Genomic DNA, 14,716 nt, shown 5'->3' with positions numbered 1-14,716 from the left:
GCAGATGCGTCCGTGATTACGAACGGCTCCCCGAACACCACGAAGCCATGGTCACCTGGGCCATGATCCTGCTCATGTCACGCCGCCTGGCCCGACAACGGAAATGAGCAGTTAGCTAACGGGCTCTAAGTTCCGGCCCCCGCGGCTGGTCGGCTTCTGACGGATCTTCGAAAGAGCCAGCCCTGCCTACGGGAGGGCCGGCTCTTTGTCTGGACAGAATGTGTCAGAGTGCGCGCGCGGCGGCATTGTCGGCATTGCTGATGTTCTCGATCGCTTGCTGAGCGCCGCCGTGCCAGTTGCCGATCTGCTGGTTGAAGTCGTCGAGATCCTGGATAAGGCCACCTAGCAATGCGTGGGCTGTGGCACCCAGGCTGCCGGTCAGTGAGTCTGCCAGCGACTTTCTCAGCTGTGTAAGGTCGTCGTGCACCCCTCGCAGGGCGAGGTGGCCATTGCGTACCGCAGTGAGCATGTCGTCGAACCCACCATGGTTGTAAAGTGTTCTTTCGCTAGGCATTCGAGATTCCTTCTTCGGCGCGAACGTTCAGATCTTGAAAAGGCCCTGGCCGCTCTGTGAGTCGGTGTTGCTCAGTGTCGTGTTGCCGGTTCCAAGGGCATGTGCTGTGTCGTCGAACCGTTTGAGCAGTCGTTGTCCGCGGGCATGGAGGTCGGTCATCGAGTTGAGACCGGATTTGCGGGCTGCTCCTTCCCAGGATGGGCTCGCGTTTTCGACAGAAGTCAGAACGCTTTGAACCCTTGTGCGACCAAGGGAAAGTTGGTCGATTGCTTGGTTGACGATGCGGGCAACGGCTGCATGATCCGCATTTATAGGTTCTGACATTTTATACCTTTCAACTGATTCGATCTTCGCGATCCGCGAGAAGTCACACCTGGCTCGCGAACGGGCGCAGGTCCGATGCCTCCGGATCAGAGAGTGAAGGTCTTGTCCGGTGCGTCTGAGTTGTATTCGACTTCACCGACTACGGGCGGAGTCGCTCGGGCGACATCACCGACGACCTCGTTCCCGTGCCGGACAGTGACCAAATATGCCGGAGGGGTGGCGACTGGATTGGAGTCGCCGAAACGGATGGCGGTCGTGCTCGGGGCCGCTGATGCCATAGGTGTCACCGGTAATGACGAGGAGGCGGACTCCGGCTGCGCGATGATTGGGTCCGCGGTCGACTGTTCGACCCCAATCTCGCTCTGAGCGACCGCTTTTCCCGTCCATGGAGCTAAAGTTGTCGAGGAGTGAAGTGTGCCCGTGCTCCGCGTCGTCCCGTCGATGATGGCGCTCTCTGTTACACCACCACCGAAGCCCGTGGTTGCTTTCTCATCGACGATCTGTGCAGTGCGATTGATTACAGGCGGATGATTGACCTCCTGGGTCGGGCGTATCAGTCCGGGATCCAACGAACTCAATGGCTGGGCGATGGCCTGCCAGAGCGTCGACAGACTGGCCGGGGTGTTCGAGTTTGCGGCTGCCGGGTTCAACTGCGGCATCATTCGTGTTGGCGCCGTACTGAATGTGGTCGGCGCGCTCGTGATTGCGACCTTGCGACCGGTGTCGACCATTTTGGTTGAGTGAATGGCCAATTCGCTGCGGGTTTTGGCAGTAACCGCGATCGCCTCGGCAAGACCCTCGATGATGGTCGCGACCGCGAATCCCTGTCCGAAGGGTGTCGCGAGTGCGGGCGCGGCAGCGGTCAGGGAGGTCACTACATGCGTGATCACTGCGGCCATCTGCGCTGCGCCGGTGGCGACAGTACCGGCCGCCGAAACCACACCGGCTGCCACTTGTGTGCCCTGGGCTGTGAGCGCCGCTCCGTTCTTTGCGGCCTCGACTCCCTTAGCGGCGGCGGCCTGTGGGCCTGCCCCGTCCATGGCAGTCAGCAGTCCGAGGGCACCTTGTGCGGCCGACATGACGATCTGTAGCGCGCTCGAGATGCCGGAGATCACCTGTGCCGGGTCTGGTGCCCCGCCGGCGCCAGGCTGACCGGTACCGAATCCTGCCGCCAAGTCGGTGATCGGCTTGGTCAATGCATTCAAGTCGATCACCGGTAGCGGCGGCAGTCCCGGTAGCGGCGGTGCGGGCTGTACCTGCGGGAGTGGCGGCAGCCCGAGGACTGCGAGAACGTTGTTGACGGGCTGATCGAGAAATGGCGCGATTGGACTGTCCCTCAACAACTCCGACAGAGTGGGATCGGGTGTCATAGGCGTTACACCATGTGCTCGAGGCCGACACCGGAGGTGTACTCCGAATCTCGGTAGCCCGTCGCGGCCTCGTGGGCGACGGTTGCGGTAGCGAAATGTACTCCAGCAAGCTGAAGTACCGATTCCAGGAAGTTGGTTTGGGCGAATCCTAGTGCCGCAACGAAATCTTGGCCGATCAATCCGAAGACCGGCATCGCACCAGCGAGCACTGCTCCTGAATCGACGGTACCAGCTGCCGCGGTGTATGCCCCCATGGCATGACAAACCGCACCGTAGCAGTCGAATTCGTCTGGAACTACAGCGATCTGGTTCATCGTCGACCCTTCATACCTAGCCGGTACGGAGAGTCTGTCCGGGCGCGGCCATCAAGATATCCGCCAATCAGCTGAGATCATCGATCGTTGGCGTCGGATCTCGGCTCGATGTCGCGTCGGGTGAAGGCATGGTTCAGGAGTTCGGAAGCTGCGGCAGCGACCAGTGGTGCGATGCTTGCCATGCCAGATTCCGAATCTGCTGTGTTCGGTGCAGGTTCGGGAAGGTTCCGGGCCGTATCGATTCGATGCTGAAGCAGTCGCATCGCAACGTCTTCGGCGATTCGGCCACACTCGGTTCGGAGCTGTTCGACCAACTGCACAGCACTAGCGGCGGGCAGTCCGAGGTCGAGGAGGTGTGCGGCGAGGTGGTAGCACTGCGGGCTGTTGAGCCGATAATCGTCGAGGCAATCGTTGCCTGCGTCGATGGCTGACTGGTCATTCTCGGTGAACTCGAGGGGGCTGCCGGTGCGCGCCGAATCAGGGCCGGCGGTTACGCCGAGTACATCGGCCAATCCGTCGCCGCGGTCCCATGCCTCGAACAACTCCCTGATGCCGTTCAGCTTCATGCCGCGGTTGAGTAGCCGACTGATGGTGTGCAGCCGAGTGAGGTGGTCGGCCCCGTAGTACCCGACTCGCCCCCGCAGTTCGGGAGAAGGGAGCAAGCCCCGCTCGTGGTAGACGCGGACGCTGCGCACCGTGGTCTCGGCGGCCCGGGCAAGCTGGTCGATCGTATATTCGCTCTCCACCTCCATTCCTCCAGGAAACCACAGATCGACCCTCTCAAGCACGTACCGCTGTCGATTGGGCCGTCAGATTGGTATCTCAAGTTGGGATGTCAATCTGCGGATGAGGCGAGAAGCGATGAGCCGTTATGCAAGGGGACGCTAGATGAAGGTGAGATCAAGTTGAGGTTAACCCTCCGCTGAGGTAGTTGCCGATGGGCCAATAGTGGGCTACCGTCCGGGAACTGGCGCTTTTGCGCCGGTCTTCCGGGGACTGTGGAGCAGCCCCGATGTTCGCCCGATTACTGGGTGCGCATCGGTTGGCGTGCCCGAGGCTCTCCGGAGACGGTCATGAAACTCACCCACTCCCGTTCACATGCGACGGAATTCATTGCACTCACGGCGGTTTCGCCGGTCCACTCGAAGGCCGCGCTACGGCCACCCTGTGTGGATCGGCCAAGCGATTGGGATCTGGACGCCGGAACGCCAGATGCATGGCAGGCCGCGGTGCAGATCTGTGGCAGCTGCGAATTGTTGACTAGATGTGCCGAGCTGGCGCAAGCACTTATCCAGCGTGGCACCGGCCCGCGGGCGTTGGTGTGGGCGGGCGTGGCGTACGACGACGCCGGTCGGGTGGTACAGGACCTCGAGCGTTACCGCAATACATCGGTCGACGAACGCCGTCCGATCCGTATCGTCCATTTCGGGCCGAGGCCGGTGCGTACCGAGCCTGCGCAGAGCGCCCCGCGTAGGCACCTGGTGCTCGGCAGCCGCATCCTGCGGTCTACAGGCAAAGAGAGCGCCTGATGGTGTCCCAATCGAATACTGCTGGAGCATAGGGGTTTTCATGACGGCGCTCGCATTGGAAATCGGGTCGGGGCAATTCGCGGCAAGCCTGATCGCCGACGACGTGGAGGAGGATGAGATCCGCAGAGCGCCGATCCCGGCGCACGGCGCCTGGAACGGTTGCCTGAATCTGCTGCGCGAAGCCGCGGCCGACCGGGAGGTGACGTCGTTGGGGATCGCTTGTCCTGGGCCGATCGACATGGCGGCCGGTCTTGTTGCTCCAGCTGAGATTGACGAGTGGCAAACGGGTTTCGGCATCCTCGAGGCGGCACGGAGGGAGTTCCCGGCTGCATCGGTGCGACTTGCACTAGACGGAGTCTGTTTTGCGGTCGCAGAGCATAACTTCGGCGCCACCCATGCCGTCCTCGACTCCTTGGCATTGGTGGTGTCCGACCGCATCGCGGCAGGAGTGATGGTGGGGGGTTGCAGCGTTGTCGGGCGCACCGGCAACGCTGGGAACATCGGCCACCTACTTGTGCCCGGTTTCGACGAAATCTGTTCATGCGGCGGCCGAGGTTGTCTCGAGGCGGTGGCCGGAGGCGCGTCGGTGGTGCGGTGGGCGCGTGCACAGGGATGGGCGGGTACCACGGTAAGCGAACTGATCGATGAAACGTCGCCCGGTGACGAGGTACTGACGGCCGCGCTGGGCCGGGCAGGCACGGCGCTGGGTCGAGCGATCGCATCGGTGGCGGCATTGCTCGATATCGACACAGTGGTGGTCGGTGGCGTGCTCGCTGGGGCTGGGCCGGCTTTGTGGGAGCCGCTGGGTGCGGCCGTGACCGCTCACGGGCGGCTCGGCTATCTCTCGGGGCTGCGTGTTGTGCCGTCCGATCTCGGTCAGTTGGGTGTCCTTGCCGGTGCAGGGGTGCTGGCGCTGACTGCTCAGCCTTGATGCTGTGCTTCCTCGTGTATGTGCGTGGAATGGCCGATGTCTCGGTCTGTCGCCTCCGCCAGACTTCGGTCACGGCCGAACTGATCTCCGGCGCAGACGTCGCGTTCCAGAGCGGCCAGCTATGCAGTGAGCCGTTGTAGGACGGTCTGTTACTCCGGGTGGATCGAGGTTGTGTGTGAAGGCTGAACCACTCCCGGCACGTGTGAGCGTGGCTCCACGCAATGACGGTGTGATTCCCTGGGTGACCTTCGAGACCCTGTCACCAGGGCAGATTTCGGTCGTGTCAGTCGGCGAGATAGCACGCGATTTCACTGCATGGCAACGTGTCTTGCAGCGGCAGCTGTCGCGTACGAGAGCCCTGTACGACAGTCTTACCACCGCCGATATAGTCGCGGCGATTGAGCGGGCACGTGATTGCGCCGAGGGTGATGATCTGCTGGTCGATACCGGTACGGGGCCGCACATATTGCGCGTGAGGCCTGTGTTTGGACCGACCGGCGGTGTACATGCGATTCGGCTGTGGGTGGGTCCGGCTGCGGCCGCGGTACCCGTCCTTCGCCCAGCGATCGGTGCCATCTGGGACCTCGAAACCCAGACGATCCAGTTGCCGGGTGGTGTTACCGCGTTGACCGGCGCCGCCGTCGAGGAGTATGTCCCGAGAATCTCGATTGCTGAATTGTTCCATCAGGTCTCGGTTTTCGATCGCCACGCCGAGGTGCTGGATCTGCTCTACGACCCTACGAGTGGGGACTCCCTGCAATTCGAGGCCACTGTCACCGACGGATCCCGTGGGGCGCGACGCTGGCGCTTCAGCGTTCGGGCGCGAGCAGACGAGAACACCCGTGGTGCATGGTTGCTGATCGAGGACATTACGTCCGATCGGGCGGTGGATCAGTGGCCGACCCTGGAACGCGTAGGGTTGCGCGAGGCCCATCGAAGAGCTGGAACGTATTTGGCTGTGGTGCAACTCGATTACACCAGCATCTCGCACTGGCTCACCGACCCGGCGCCTTGGGTCCGATGGGACTACCTGTATCGGCCCGTCGATGTTTTTCACGCTGACGATCGCCCGCGATTGCTGGAAATCGCTGAGAGGTTACGAGGCGGAGAGACCCTTGGGGTCACAGTCCGGGTATTGAACTATGCTGGCGGCTATACGCCGACATCGCTGCTGCTCTACCCCTACCCCGGGTATTCGAGACGGCATTTGGCAATTGCCCAGCTGATCCGGGTTGGCGACAATGTTCCGATGCTGGAACCAATCAGTGACGGGCTGGATCGTCGGAAACCGCGAGCGCCGATCGGCTATGACGATCAACTGCGTCGCCGACTGGCCACATGGGCGGAACGTAGTCCGGCGAACTGAATTCACTCCCCAGCTCTGGGAATGATTGGAAACGAGAATTCATCGTTCTCTCTACCATTCCGGATGTGAGGACTGGTTCCGGCCAAACGGTCGATTCCGGCGATGCGTTACTTCGCCGGATGGTTGCACGACGTCGGCGCGACAATGCGGTGATCGTGGTGTTGGCTGTGTTGGCTGTCCTGGGCGGTGGCCACGCGATACTGAGCATGTTCTCCACCGGTACCACCGCATCGCCGGACGATGCAGGAGCGTTGGCTCTGGGAAGGGCGCAGCTAGCGGGCTCATTCGCCGAACAGTTTGTCGTGACATACCTGACTTCCAGTGCGGGACAACAAGATCAGGTAGGCCAGTACGTTTCCCTCGGTCAGCAGAGAGCGCTACCTCCCACCGGTCGGCAGGTAACGAACCCGGAAATCGTCTACCTCTCGCGATCGGTATCGACCGGAACGCTCGATGTGTGGTCAGTGACTGTATCAGTGCAGGTGAGCAGAGCCAACGCGCCCGCTGCAGTTCGGCAGTACTACCGCGTTGCGGTGTCGGTGGGAGGTGGTCGGTTGCGCGCTTTGTCGCTACCCGCGCTGGTGCAACCGCCAGGTCGGGGTAATGATCTCTCGCTCGCGTATTCGACCCCATGCGGGGCCGATTCCCCACTCGGGCAGGTAGCCTCTGGGTTCCTGGCGGCCCTGCTCACCGGTGCTGGCGACATCACTCGGTATACCACCGCGGGGGCCGGCATCGTTGCTCTCCAGCCATCTCCGTTGACTGAGATCGGCGCGATCTCGGTCAGCTCCGACGACACCGGTTGCGGCACTGCAAACAACTCGGCGCGGATACTGGCGACAATCACTCCGAAGGCCGATGGCACAGCGTTCGCTGCGTTGTCATACCCGTTAACCATGGTCCGTACCGACGGGCAATGGCAGGTGCAGTCATTGGACTCGGTTCCACTTCTGAAGACCCCCCTGGCCGAGGTAGTGGGCGGGGACAGCAATATCGGTGCCGCGAGTACCGCTTCCTCAACCTTGCCGACGTCGGCGCCGGCACCCACAGTGCCGATTCCTTCGGCGACACAGAAGTAATACGAGAAGGGGCACCTGATGTCGAGTACCATTTCACTGCTCCAGTGGGGTATCTATTTTCTGCGCTATGGGGGACCGCTGGTCATTCTCGGAATCGCCATGCTGAACCTAATCTCCAGCGCGGCCCAATCAAAGCTGTCTCCGACAAAGATGGCCGTAGTGTTCGGGTCTGCGCTGTTCGCGGCGTTCCTGTTCTGGGTGTTGCCTGCCGCCATTACCGACGTCGGGAAAACAGCCAATAGCGTCGCACCGTACGTGCCCAGCAGCGGATATGGTCGATGACCGAAGTGGTCAAGGTGTTCACGCCGATCAAGCGTGTGCCCACCATGATCGGGAAGGCACCGAACGGGCAGAAGCTGCCGTTCGGACCGTACACCCTTCATCAAGCGGGAGGTGCGGTGGTGCTGATCGCCCTCACCTCAGGGTGCACGATGGTCTTCCCGATCAACCCAGCCGTGACGTTCGTGATCGGTGTCGTTTTCACCGCGCTGGCTGTTTTCGCCCTCGGCTTGGTTCCATACACCGGCGTGCGGACGACCTCCCGGGTGCTCTGGATCGCCCGTGTGATCACACGCCGAAAGCCCGTATATGCCTCTGGCATGCCGATCGATGCACAGTCGGTGCGCCACACGGCCTTTATCGAGCAGAGCCTGGTCGTTGTTCTTCCCGAGAGCCAGGGCATCCGTGGTGCGGAGGCAAGCATTGGGCAATCGAGGAGGACGATGCTCACCGCGCGGAGCACCATGGTGCTCGAAGTAGGAACCGGCCTGGGAGATCCGGCTGGGAAGTTGAACCTAGACTCGTCGTTCGAGGGGTCGCTCGGATGAACTTCGGTCGAGACCTCCAGCCCACCGCGGCAATTCGCGGCAATCTGCAGTTCACTCATGGCGGTCTGGTGACCGCGACCTACTTCATCAATCCACTGGGTTATGGATTACGCAGGGCCAGTGACAAGTTCGATGTCAAACTTGCCCACCATGCCATGATCAACAGTCTCCCGAATGGCTCTCTGCTATTGGGAATTCAGGCCAGGCTCAACACCATCGACGTCTTGAGCAAGATGGTGGAGGGCGTGGATCTGGAGCAATGCGAAGACTACGCGAACGAGGTGGTCGCCTCCTTCGAACGGGTGCGCGCGATCATGCCACACACCCGCATCTTCTTGCTGTCGATTCCGGTCGGTACCACCAACTCGGCTGTGTCGGGCCTGTCGCGATTATGGCGCGGTAGCACGACCACGATCGACGCCACGGCGGTCGGGCGGGAGGACCTGGACGCCTACGACGAGAAGGCCGAGGAAATCCTCTCGCGGATCGGCGGTGACTTCGATCCGGCGCCGGTCCCCGCCGCCATGTTCCAGTGGCTCTGGGAGCACTATCTGTCGAGGGGAAACTTCACTGAGCCGTCTGCACCGACTCGTCCCGGCGCATTGGACGAGGTGACTTCCGCTGTCTTTCGTTCCGCGGCGCTGGATGAAGGAGCACAGACCGACAACAACCGACGGTTTCGGCCTTCCTTCGTCCCGGTGATCAAGGTTGTGCAGCCTGATTCTCCGTATCGCCCGTCGTACCAAACCATGCTGACTCCGAACTCCTTCCCATACGGAGGGATGGCCTTCCCCGGCGGCAGTGAATTCCTCAACGTCCTCGACGGATTGAACGACGCCACCGTCGATTGGGGAATGCGGATCTCGACCAGGCCCGCAGACCAGGTGACCAAGAACAATGAACTGCGGCTGCGCCGCCTGGGCGAGCAAATGGAACAGCGCGACCAGGAGGTTTCCTTCGCGCACAGCACACTGACCTCCAAGGCTCAGATGCTCGGCGAATACAACCGGCACTTCGAGATCAACAGCGGTGAATCGGAGGTATCCTTCACCACCGTCATCGCCGTCGCAGGGCACTCCCACGAGGCGACCCTGGACGCGGTCAATACACTCAAACGTCGATACAAGCGTTTCCAGGTCGAGATGACCGCGCCTGTCGGCGCCCAGATCGATCTGTGGTCGATGCTCCTGCCTGGCACCCCGCCCCGACGAGCCTTCGATGACTTCGCGCACATCGTGCCGTCGGACATGTGGGCTGCGTTCGTGCCCTTCACGACCAGTCAGATAGGTGACGACAGCGGCCCGATCATCGGCGTGAACCTGCTGTCGGGAAATTTCGAGCCTATCCATTTCGGGATCATGGAGGCGGCACTGCACGATCTGTCGGCGTCCTTCGCGGTCACCGGTGAGCTGGGCTCGGGCAAGTCGTATTTTCTGAAACTTGTTGCTGCGCTGGTGCACGATATGGGTGGCCAGTTTCTTGCGATCGACCGTAGCCAGGTCGGGGAATGGGAGCATTTCGCGTCCGCGATCGATGACGCGGTGGTCATCGATCTGGCGAATCCGAGTGTGTCGCTGGACCCATTGCGTTTGTTCGACTCGAGGGTGGCGGGCGAGCGGACGCTGGACACGATTCTGCCGCTGCTGGATCTGTCTCCGACCTTCGGCGCCGGCGCGGTGGCTGGCACCCTTCTCAGTCCTCGGGGTCTGGCCGAACACGGCATCCGGAGCATGCTCGACTTGTTCAATACGGTCAAATGGCTTCGGACTCAGCAGGGGAGCAGCGAAGAATTCGCGGATCTAGCGGCGCGTCTGGGCACTGTCGTGGACCGGATGCCAGTCCTGTTCGACCCGAATCTGCCCACACTTCGCCTGGATGCCGCCGCGACCGTCGTACGCAGCCACGGATTGTCGTTGCCAACCGCGGAGGAGTTGACAACCCCGCATCTGTACAATCGATTGCCGCTGACCAAACGGCTCGGCACTGCTCTCTACGAGCTCGTCGGTGTCGCTGCCAGGGAAGCGTTTCTGACCGATAACGGTCGATTCGGACTGCTGGTCGGAGACGAAGCGCATCACTTCACCCAGACCCAAGTTGGTTCGGCCGTAACCTCGGACTTCAGTCGTGATGGTCGAAAGCATTTGGCCGCAATCGGATTGGCGTCCCACGACCCTGCAACAGATTTTCAGGGTGCCGCACACAACCTCGTGCCGAACAGATTCGTCTTTCGTCAGCGTGACGAAACTCTGGCTCGTAACAGTCTGGAATGGCTGGGTGTCGATCTGGAGGAGACACCATTCTTGTTACAGATTCTGCGGGAGGAGACATCTCCGCCGGTCGGGCCGGGACGTCAGATCCCCGAAGAACGGCGCGGTGAGATGTTCATGCGAGATGCTTTGAACCGCATAGGTCGCGGCAAGGTTCTCGGTCCTGCTCGGGCGGAGCGCGCCGCAGCGATGACGAGTACGCCGTCCGCGGCGACTGGAAGCAGCTCGAAGGCTCTGTCCCGGCAGGCAACGCCATGATCGGTCGACTTGCATCGGTTGCCCGTGGATGGCGCGAAGCACCTGCCGTTGTGGCATGGGGGACCGTGGTGTGGGATCCCTACCGATGGGAGCCTCGGGCGGTCATTGCCAGATCGTTCCAGTGGGCGCGAGCGACTCGTCGGCGCCGCAGGATTTCTTCGCTCTGTATTGTGCTCTTTGTTCTGTTCATATTTCCGGGGCCGGTGACCGCTGTCGCTCTCGCTCAATCCGGGAACTCCGCAGTGAATATCGATAACGACACTTTCGCGTTCACGAACAATGTGCGCGATTACGATGGTGTCGAGGCGCGGCAGTACATGTTCCTTGCCCCGCCATTCAGCGTCTGGCATCTCGATAAGAGCATGATGACCATGCCATTGCTGCTGATCTTCGCGCTCTGGTGGATCGGTAGCCTGACAAGCGCATACATTCGCAATTACGGCATGAGTTTTCAATGGCTGAACTTGATTTCCGCGCCATTGCGGGGAGTCGCCCACGCGCTGACCAGTCAATTTCCGATTGCCGTGCTGACGACGTTAGGTCTGACTGCTGGTGCCACCGTTGTGGCAATACTTGTTGCGAAGGGTCATATCGCGAAAGCGACGGTCCAAATCCTGATCATTTCTGTCGTCGCAATAATGGAGCCGATAGTTCTCCACAATCAGCTCGACGATATCCTATCGCCCAGTGGTCTTCTTGCCAAAGGGAGAGACGTGGGTGTTTCTGTAGCGGCGGGCCTGAATGGTGTCGATAGCCCTGACCCGGCGCGGGAGGCCGACGCGATGGGGACGTCTGAGGTGACCTATCAGATGCGATTCGAGTTGGAGGATCTGAACTTCGGAAAAAATATTGACAGAAATAGGCAGTGCCGGGCGGATTACTCGGTCGGGACGAAGTCTCAGGATGAAAATCAAACTCTACAGTGGTTGAAGATTTGTGATCCGGCGGCGTATCATGCGGCCGAGAATCCGAGTGCTGCTCAGATTGCCACCGGTTTGTTGATGATCCTCACCATGATCATAGACCTCATCTTTTCCATGGTTTTCATGATTTCGATTGTCGGCGCGGCCATGAATGCAGTCTATTGGGGATTCGCGGCCCTGGGGAGTGTAGTCTTAGGCGGATACGTGGCAGGTCCGACCCAGACGATTGCGATCCGCAGTCTCTTTCATGGTGTGTTCTCGGCGGCAACCATGGCTGGGACTGTGATATTCGTCAGCGCATATGAACTCTTTATGGGCGACCTCTACCTTCAGGCGCAAGGCAATACAATCCAAATCTCATTAGTCGCGGGAATTGTGGAGCTTGTAACTCTGTTTCAATACAGGAATTTTCGGCGAGGCTGGCGTAGTGCTGATTCCCGGACTGTGAATAGGGTAGTGTTGGCAGCCAAGAATGGGGTTCACTTCGGGTACGGTCCGGGTGTCGGGTCCGCGGCTAGTGTGGGGGGTGGAACGGCGTTGGGTATGGGCACGATCGCCGCTTCAGGGCACGGCATAGGCGTGATTCGGGCAGCAACCGCCGCAGCCGCTCTGAATAGTGCACCCTGGATGTCCTGGTTGGCTGGCGGGGTGCAAAATTCGTTACAGCCCTTGTCTCGGGTTCAGCGTCGGACCACCCGTACGCAGGGCAATATTTGGCAACAGCTCGGTGGTGTTAACGGGCCGTATGTTCTGTCGATGTTGAAAGTCGAGCCCTATTTGCGTGTGGCGCAAGACGCCGTCCATGAACACGGTGCGGACACGATTCGGGGAGTAGTGGCGACGATCCAGGGTATCCGCAATCTCGACCAGTCGGCATCGCTTGGCGACTCCTACGGCCCGCTTGTCGGGGCCGGGAACAATGACTACCACTTGATGGATACGGTCTGGAACGCGTGGTCCACGGTAAAGCGGGGGGAAGAGGATGAAACCCTCAAGTATGGCCCGATTGGCCGCGTGGCCTCTGCTATGAAGCAAGCAGAAATCAATACGTACCGGCTGATTAATGGACACGGCGATGAACTCCTAACAGCTGCGCACGTTGAAATACTTCGGCACGCAATTAATGAGTATCAAGGGCTAAATAGCGATAGGCCAGTCTTGGAGCCGCTCGAGCAAGCACTTGCAGATCGATACCTATACAACCTTCCGGGTCCGGATGGAACCTATATGAACAAGCGTCAGTTCGTGATGGATATAAAGGCTATGTTCGAGGGTGAGGATCCTTCGGGTCCACTTGCTGGTGAGCTTATGCAAATCGGTGGTAACCGCGAGGAGCGCAGGATTCGCGCTCGTAGAATCTATGGTGCGCTCGGAGTTGGGCATGCGAGGATTATTTCCGATCGAATGGATGAGGTCGGCCGTAATCTCGGTGACCATCAGATCTGGCGACAGCTCAGAAATGATATTTCGGATGCGATGGACACGGATGCGAGAACCTCGGGTACGGAGCTGATTCCGAACCATGCACTGCATCCATATGACTCGCGCAGGCCGGAAAATCCAGGTTGGAGAGGCGCGATGGCAGCGGTGGAACAACATCTTCAATAGGCCGTAGGCCGGTTGTGTAATCGCTGAGGAGGATTCGAATGCGAAACCATATCGCAGGCGTCGTGGGGACACCACTGTTCGCGATTGCAGCGACCGTCGTGGTCTGTATCGGGGTGCCGGCGTTGCAGGTGGCATTGATGCTGGGTACCACGATGTCGTCTGTTTCAAGTGATTTGCATTATCAATGTGACAGTCTGGTGGGTCCGGATCCGTCGGATGCATCGGCAAGCACTGTCTTGCCTGACCCTAATCCCGATAAGGGTTCGAGTTGGGAGTCTCAGGTACCGACATTGAATCCATACGCAGAGGTCGTGGGTTCTGCCGACGACGCAGGGCTCAGCGACTGGCAACGCGGATGCATGTCGGCCTTGGAATCGGCCCCCTACCAGCTGCCTCCTCTGCAATCCGTCAATGCAGGTTACGCGGTCGACTGTGCACGATCGCTGGCACTGGGACAGGTGAATCAATCGACTGCTGAAGGTTCTGGTGGCGCGCCTGATTCGAATGCTGCTGCGGACAACGTTGAGGAGATTGCCGAACTGCAACGATACGTCAGTTATCATGCGTCGTTGGCTAGTGATACCGGACAGCGTGGTGTTCCTGATAGCGTGTGCACGGATTCACTTCGCGGTGGGCGGCCGCCGATCCAGGATCCGATGCCCAGCGATCCGGGCACGTGTTCTCGCTCCTCGGGCGGTGCTATCGGCACGGGATCCGCGGTCACAGTACTACCGAAATCTAGGGCCGGACAGGCCCTCTGCGGACAGCGGGTCGATATCCATGCCGCTTCGCCTGGAGATCTTGTCTTTTGGGGCTACACCGAACCCGCCCCCACGAAAAGCGGCATCGTCGTCGGTCCATCACAGATCGTGACAACGGATCCGGCGTCCGGTCAGTTTATTGTGGCTCCGATGCCCACTGGCCGTGATGTGAGGGTGAAGCGTGTTCTAAGTGGTGGATCGTGACGGATCTGGTCAGCACAGAAGTGAGCTCTGCTGCCGAGGCTGACAATGGCGACAGGCGGTTCCTTCGCCCAGCTGGGCCGCAGACGCCGTGGCTCGAGAAGCAGCGATCTCGGAGATCGGCTTCTGCTTCCATGGCTCAGAATTCTCAGGGGGATGGAACTGGTGAGACCATCGAGTCAGGTGCCAGGTCGGACGCGGGGAGTAGTACGCGAGAGCAAGTTATAGCTTCGTCGGTGGGGAATTCGATCGGCGCCGGGGATCAGCGGAATGCTGTTGAATCCCTGTGGGGGGTTGAAGGTGCTAATACACGGCCTGTGTTTTCGGGTTCTTTGGGTGTGGTGTCTGGTTCTGGTGGGTCGAGTGGGTTGGTTGATCCGCAAGCGGTCGAGGCATGGGCACCGGTCGCCGAGCAGGCCGCGACCGCCACCGCGACCGCGGCCG

Annotated in this window: 13 protein-coding genes; 9 read left to right on the top strand and 4 right to left on the bottom strand. The window is 60.5% G+C overall.

What is annotated here, in order from left to right; all coding sequences use genetic code 11:
• Positions 1 to 223 precede the first annotated feature (223 nt).
• From VMT40_RS39250 to VMT40_RS39235, 4 genes are all read right to left on the bottom strand, one after another.
• Complete coding sequence (locus tag VMT40_RS39250; RefSeq protein WP_326364762.1) at positions 224 to 514, bottom strand: hypothetical protein; 291 nt, start codon at positions 512 to 514, stop codon at positions 224 to 226.
• A 410-nt stretch (positions 515 to 924) separates the two neighbouring features.
• Entirely contained in the window at positions 925 to 2,208 is a 1,284-nt protein-coding gene (locus VMT40_RS39245) for a hypothetical protein (protein ID WP_326364761.1), read from the bottom strand.
• Between the two features lie 5 nt (positions 2,209 to 2,213).
• Complete coding sequence (locus VMT40_RS39240; protein ID WP_326364760.1) at positions 2,214 to 2,522, bottom strand: hypothetical protein; 309 nt, start codon at positions 2,520 to 2,522, stop codon at positions 2,214 to 2,216.
• A 77-nt stretch (positions 2,523 to 2,599) separates the two neighbouring features.
• A complete protein-coding gene (locus VMT40_RS39235; RefSeq protein WP_326364759.1) occupies positions 2,600 to 3,274 on the bottom strand; it encodes a MerR family transcriptional regulator in 675 nt (224 codons plus the stop codon).
• Between the two features lie 321 nt (positions 3,275 to 3,595).
• Here VMT40_RS39235 and VMT40_RS39230 point away from each other — a divergent pair, with 321 nt between their 5' ends.
• The 9 genes from VMT40_RS39230 to VMT40_RS39190 all read left to right on the top strand — a co-directional run bounded on the left by VMT40_RS39230 (position 3,596) and on the right by VMT40_RS39190 (position 14,275).
• Positions 3,596 to 4,051, top strand: a complete 456-nt coding sequence (locus VMT40_RS39230; RefSeq protein ID WP_326364758.1) for a hypothetical protein — start codon at positions 3,596 to 3,598, stop codon at positions 4,049 to 4,051.
• Positions 4,052 to 4,091: 40 nt separating this feature from the next.
• Positions 4,092 to 4,982, top strand: coding sequence for an ROK family protein (locus tag VMT40_RS39225; protein ID WP_326364757.1), 891 nt, complete (start codon positions 4,092 to 4,094; stop codon positions 4,980 to 4,982).
• A gap of 208 nt (positions 4,983 to 5,190) precedes the next feature.
• Positions 5,191 to 6,348: a GAF domain-containing protein gene (locus tag VMT40_RS39220; protein WP_326364756.1), complete on the top strand. Its 1,158-nt coding sequence runs from the start codon at positions 5,191 to 5,193 to the stop codon at positions 6,346 to 6,348.
• 65 nt (positions 6,349 to 6,413) lie between these two features.
• Positions 6,414 to 7,427, top strand: a complete 1,014-nt coding sequence (locus VMT40_RS39215; protein WP_326364755.1) for a conjugal transfer protein — start codon at positions 6,414 to 6,416, stop codon at positions 7,425 to 7,427.
• Between the two features lie 18 nt (positions 7,428 to 7,445).
• A complete protein-coding gene (locus tag VMT40_RS39210) occupies positions 7,446 to 7,709 on the top strand; it encodes a hypothetical protein (RefSeq protein WP_326364754.1) in 264 nt (87 codons plus the stop codon).
• Positions 7,706 to 8,254 (top strand): hypothetical protein, encoded by a 549-nt coding sequence (locus tag VMT40_RS39205; protein WP_326364753.1) that lies wholly within the window; start codon positions 7,706 to 7,708, stop codon positions 8,252 to 8,254. The genes VMT40_RS39210 and VMT40_RS39205 overlap by 4 nt, the downstream gene beginning before the upstream one ends.
• Positions 8,251 to 10,779, top strand: coding sequence for an ATP-binding protein (locus tag VMT40_RS39200; protein WP_326364752.1), 2,529 nt, complete (start codon positions 8,251 to 8,253; stop codon positions 10,777 to 10,779). The genes VMT40_RS39205 and VMT40_RS39200 overlap by 4 nt, the downstream gene beginning before the upstream one ends.
• A gap of 242 nt (positions 10,780 to 11,021) precedes the next feature.
• Entirely contained in the window at positions 11,022 to 13,310 is a 2,289-nt protein-coding gene (locus tag VMT40_RS39195; RefSeq protein WP_326364750.1) for a hypothetical protein, read from the top strand.
• A gap of 38 nt (positions 13,311 to 13,348) precedes the next feature.
• Positions 13,349 to 14,275, top strand: a complete 927-nt coding sequence (locus VMT40_RS39190; RefSeq protein ID WP_326364749.1) for a hypothetical protein — start codon at positions 13,349 to 13,351, stop codon at positions 14,273 to 14,275.
• Positions 14,276 to 14,716: the final 441 nt, after the last annotated feature.

It is taken from the genome of Nocardia sp. CDC160 (genome assembly GCF_035818795.1).
Lineage (GTDB): Bacteria > Actinomycetota > Actinomycetes > Mycobacteriales > Mycobacteriaceae > Nocardia.
Note: the sequence above shows the minus strand (reverse complement) of the source record. Positions and strands in the feature narration are given on the sequence as shown.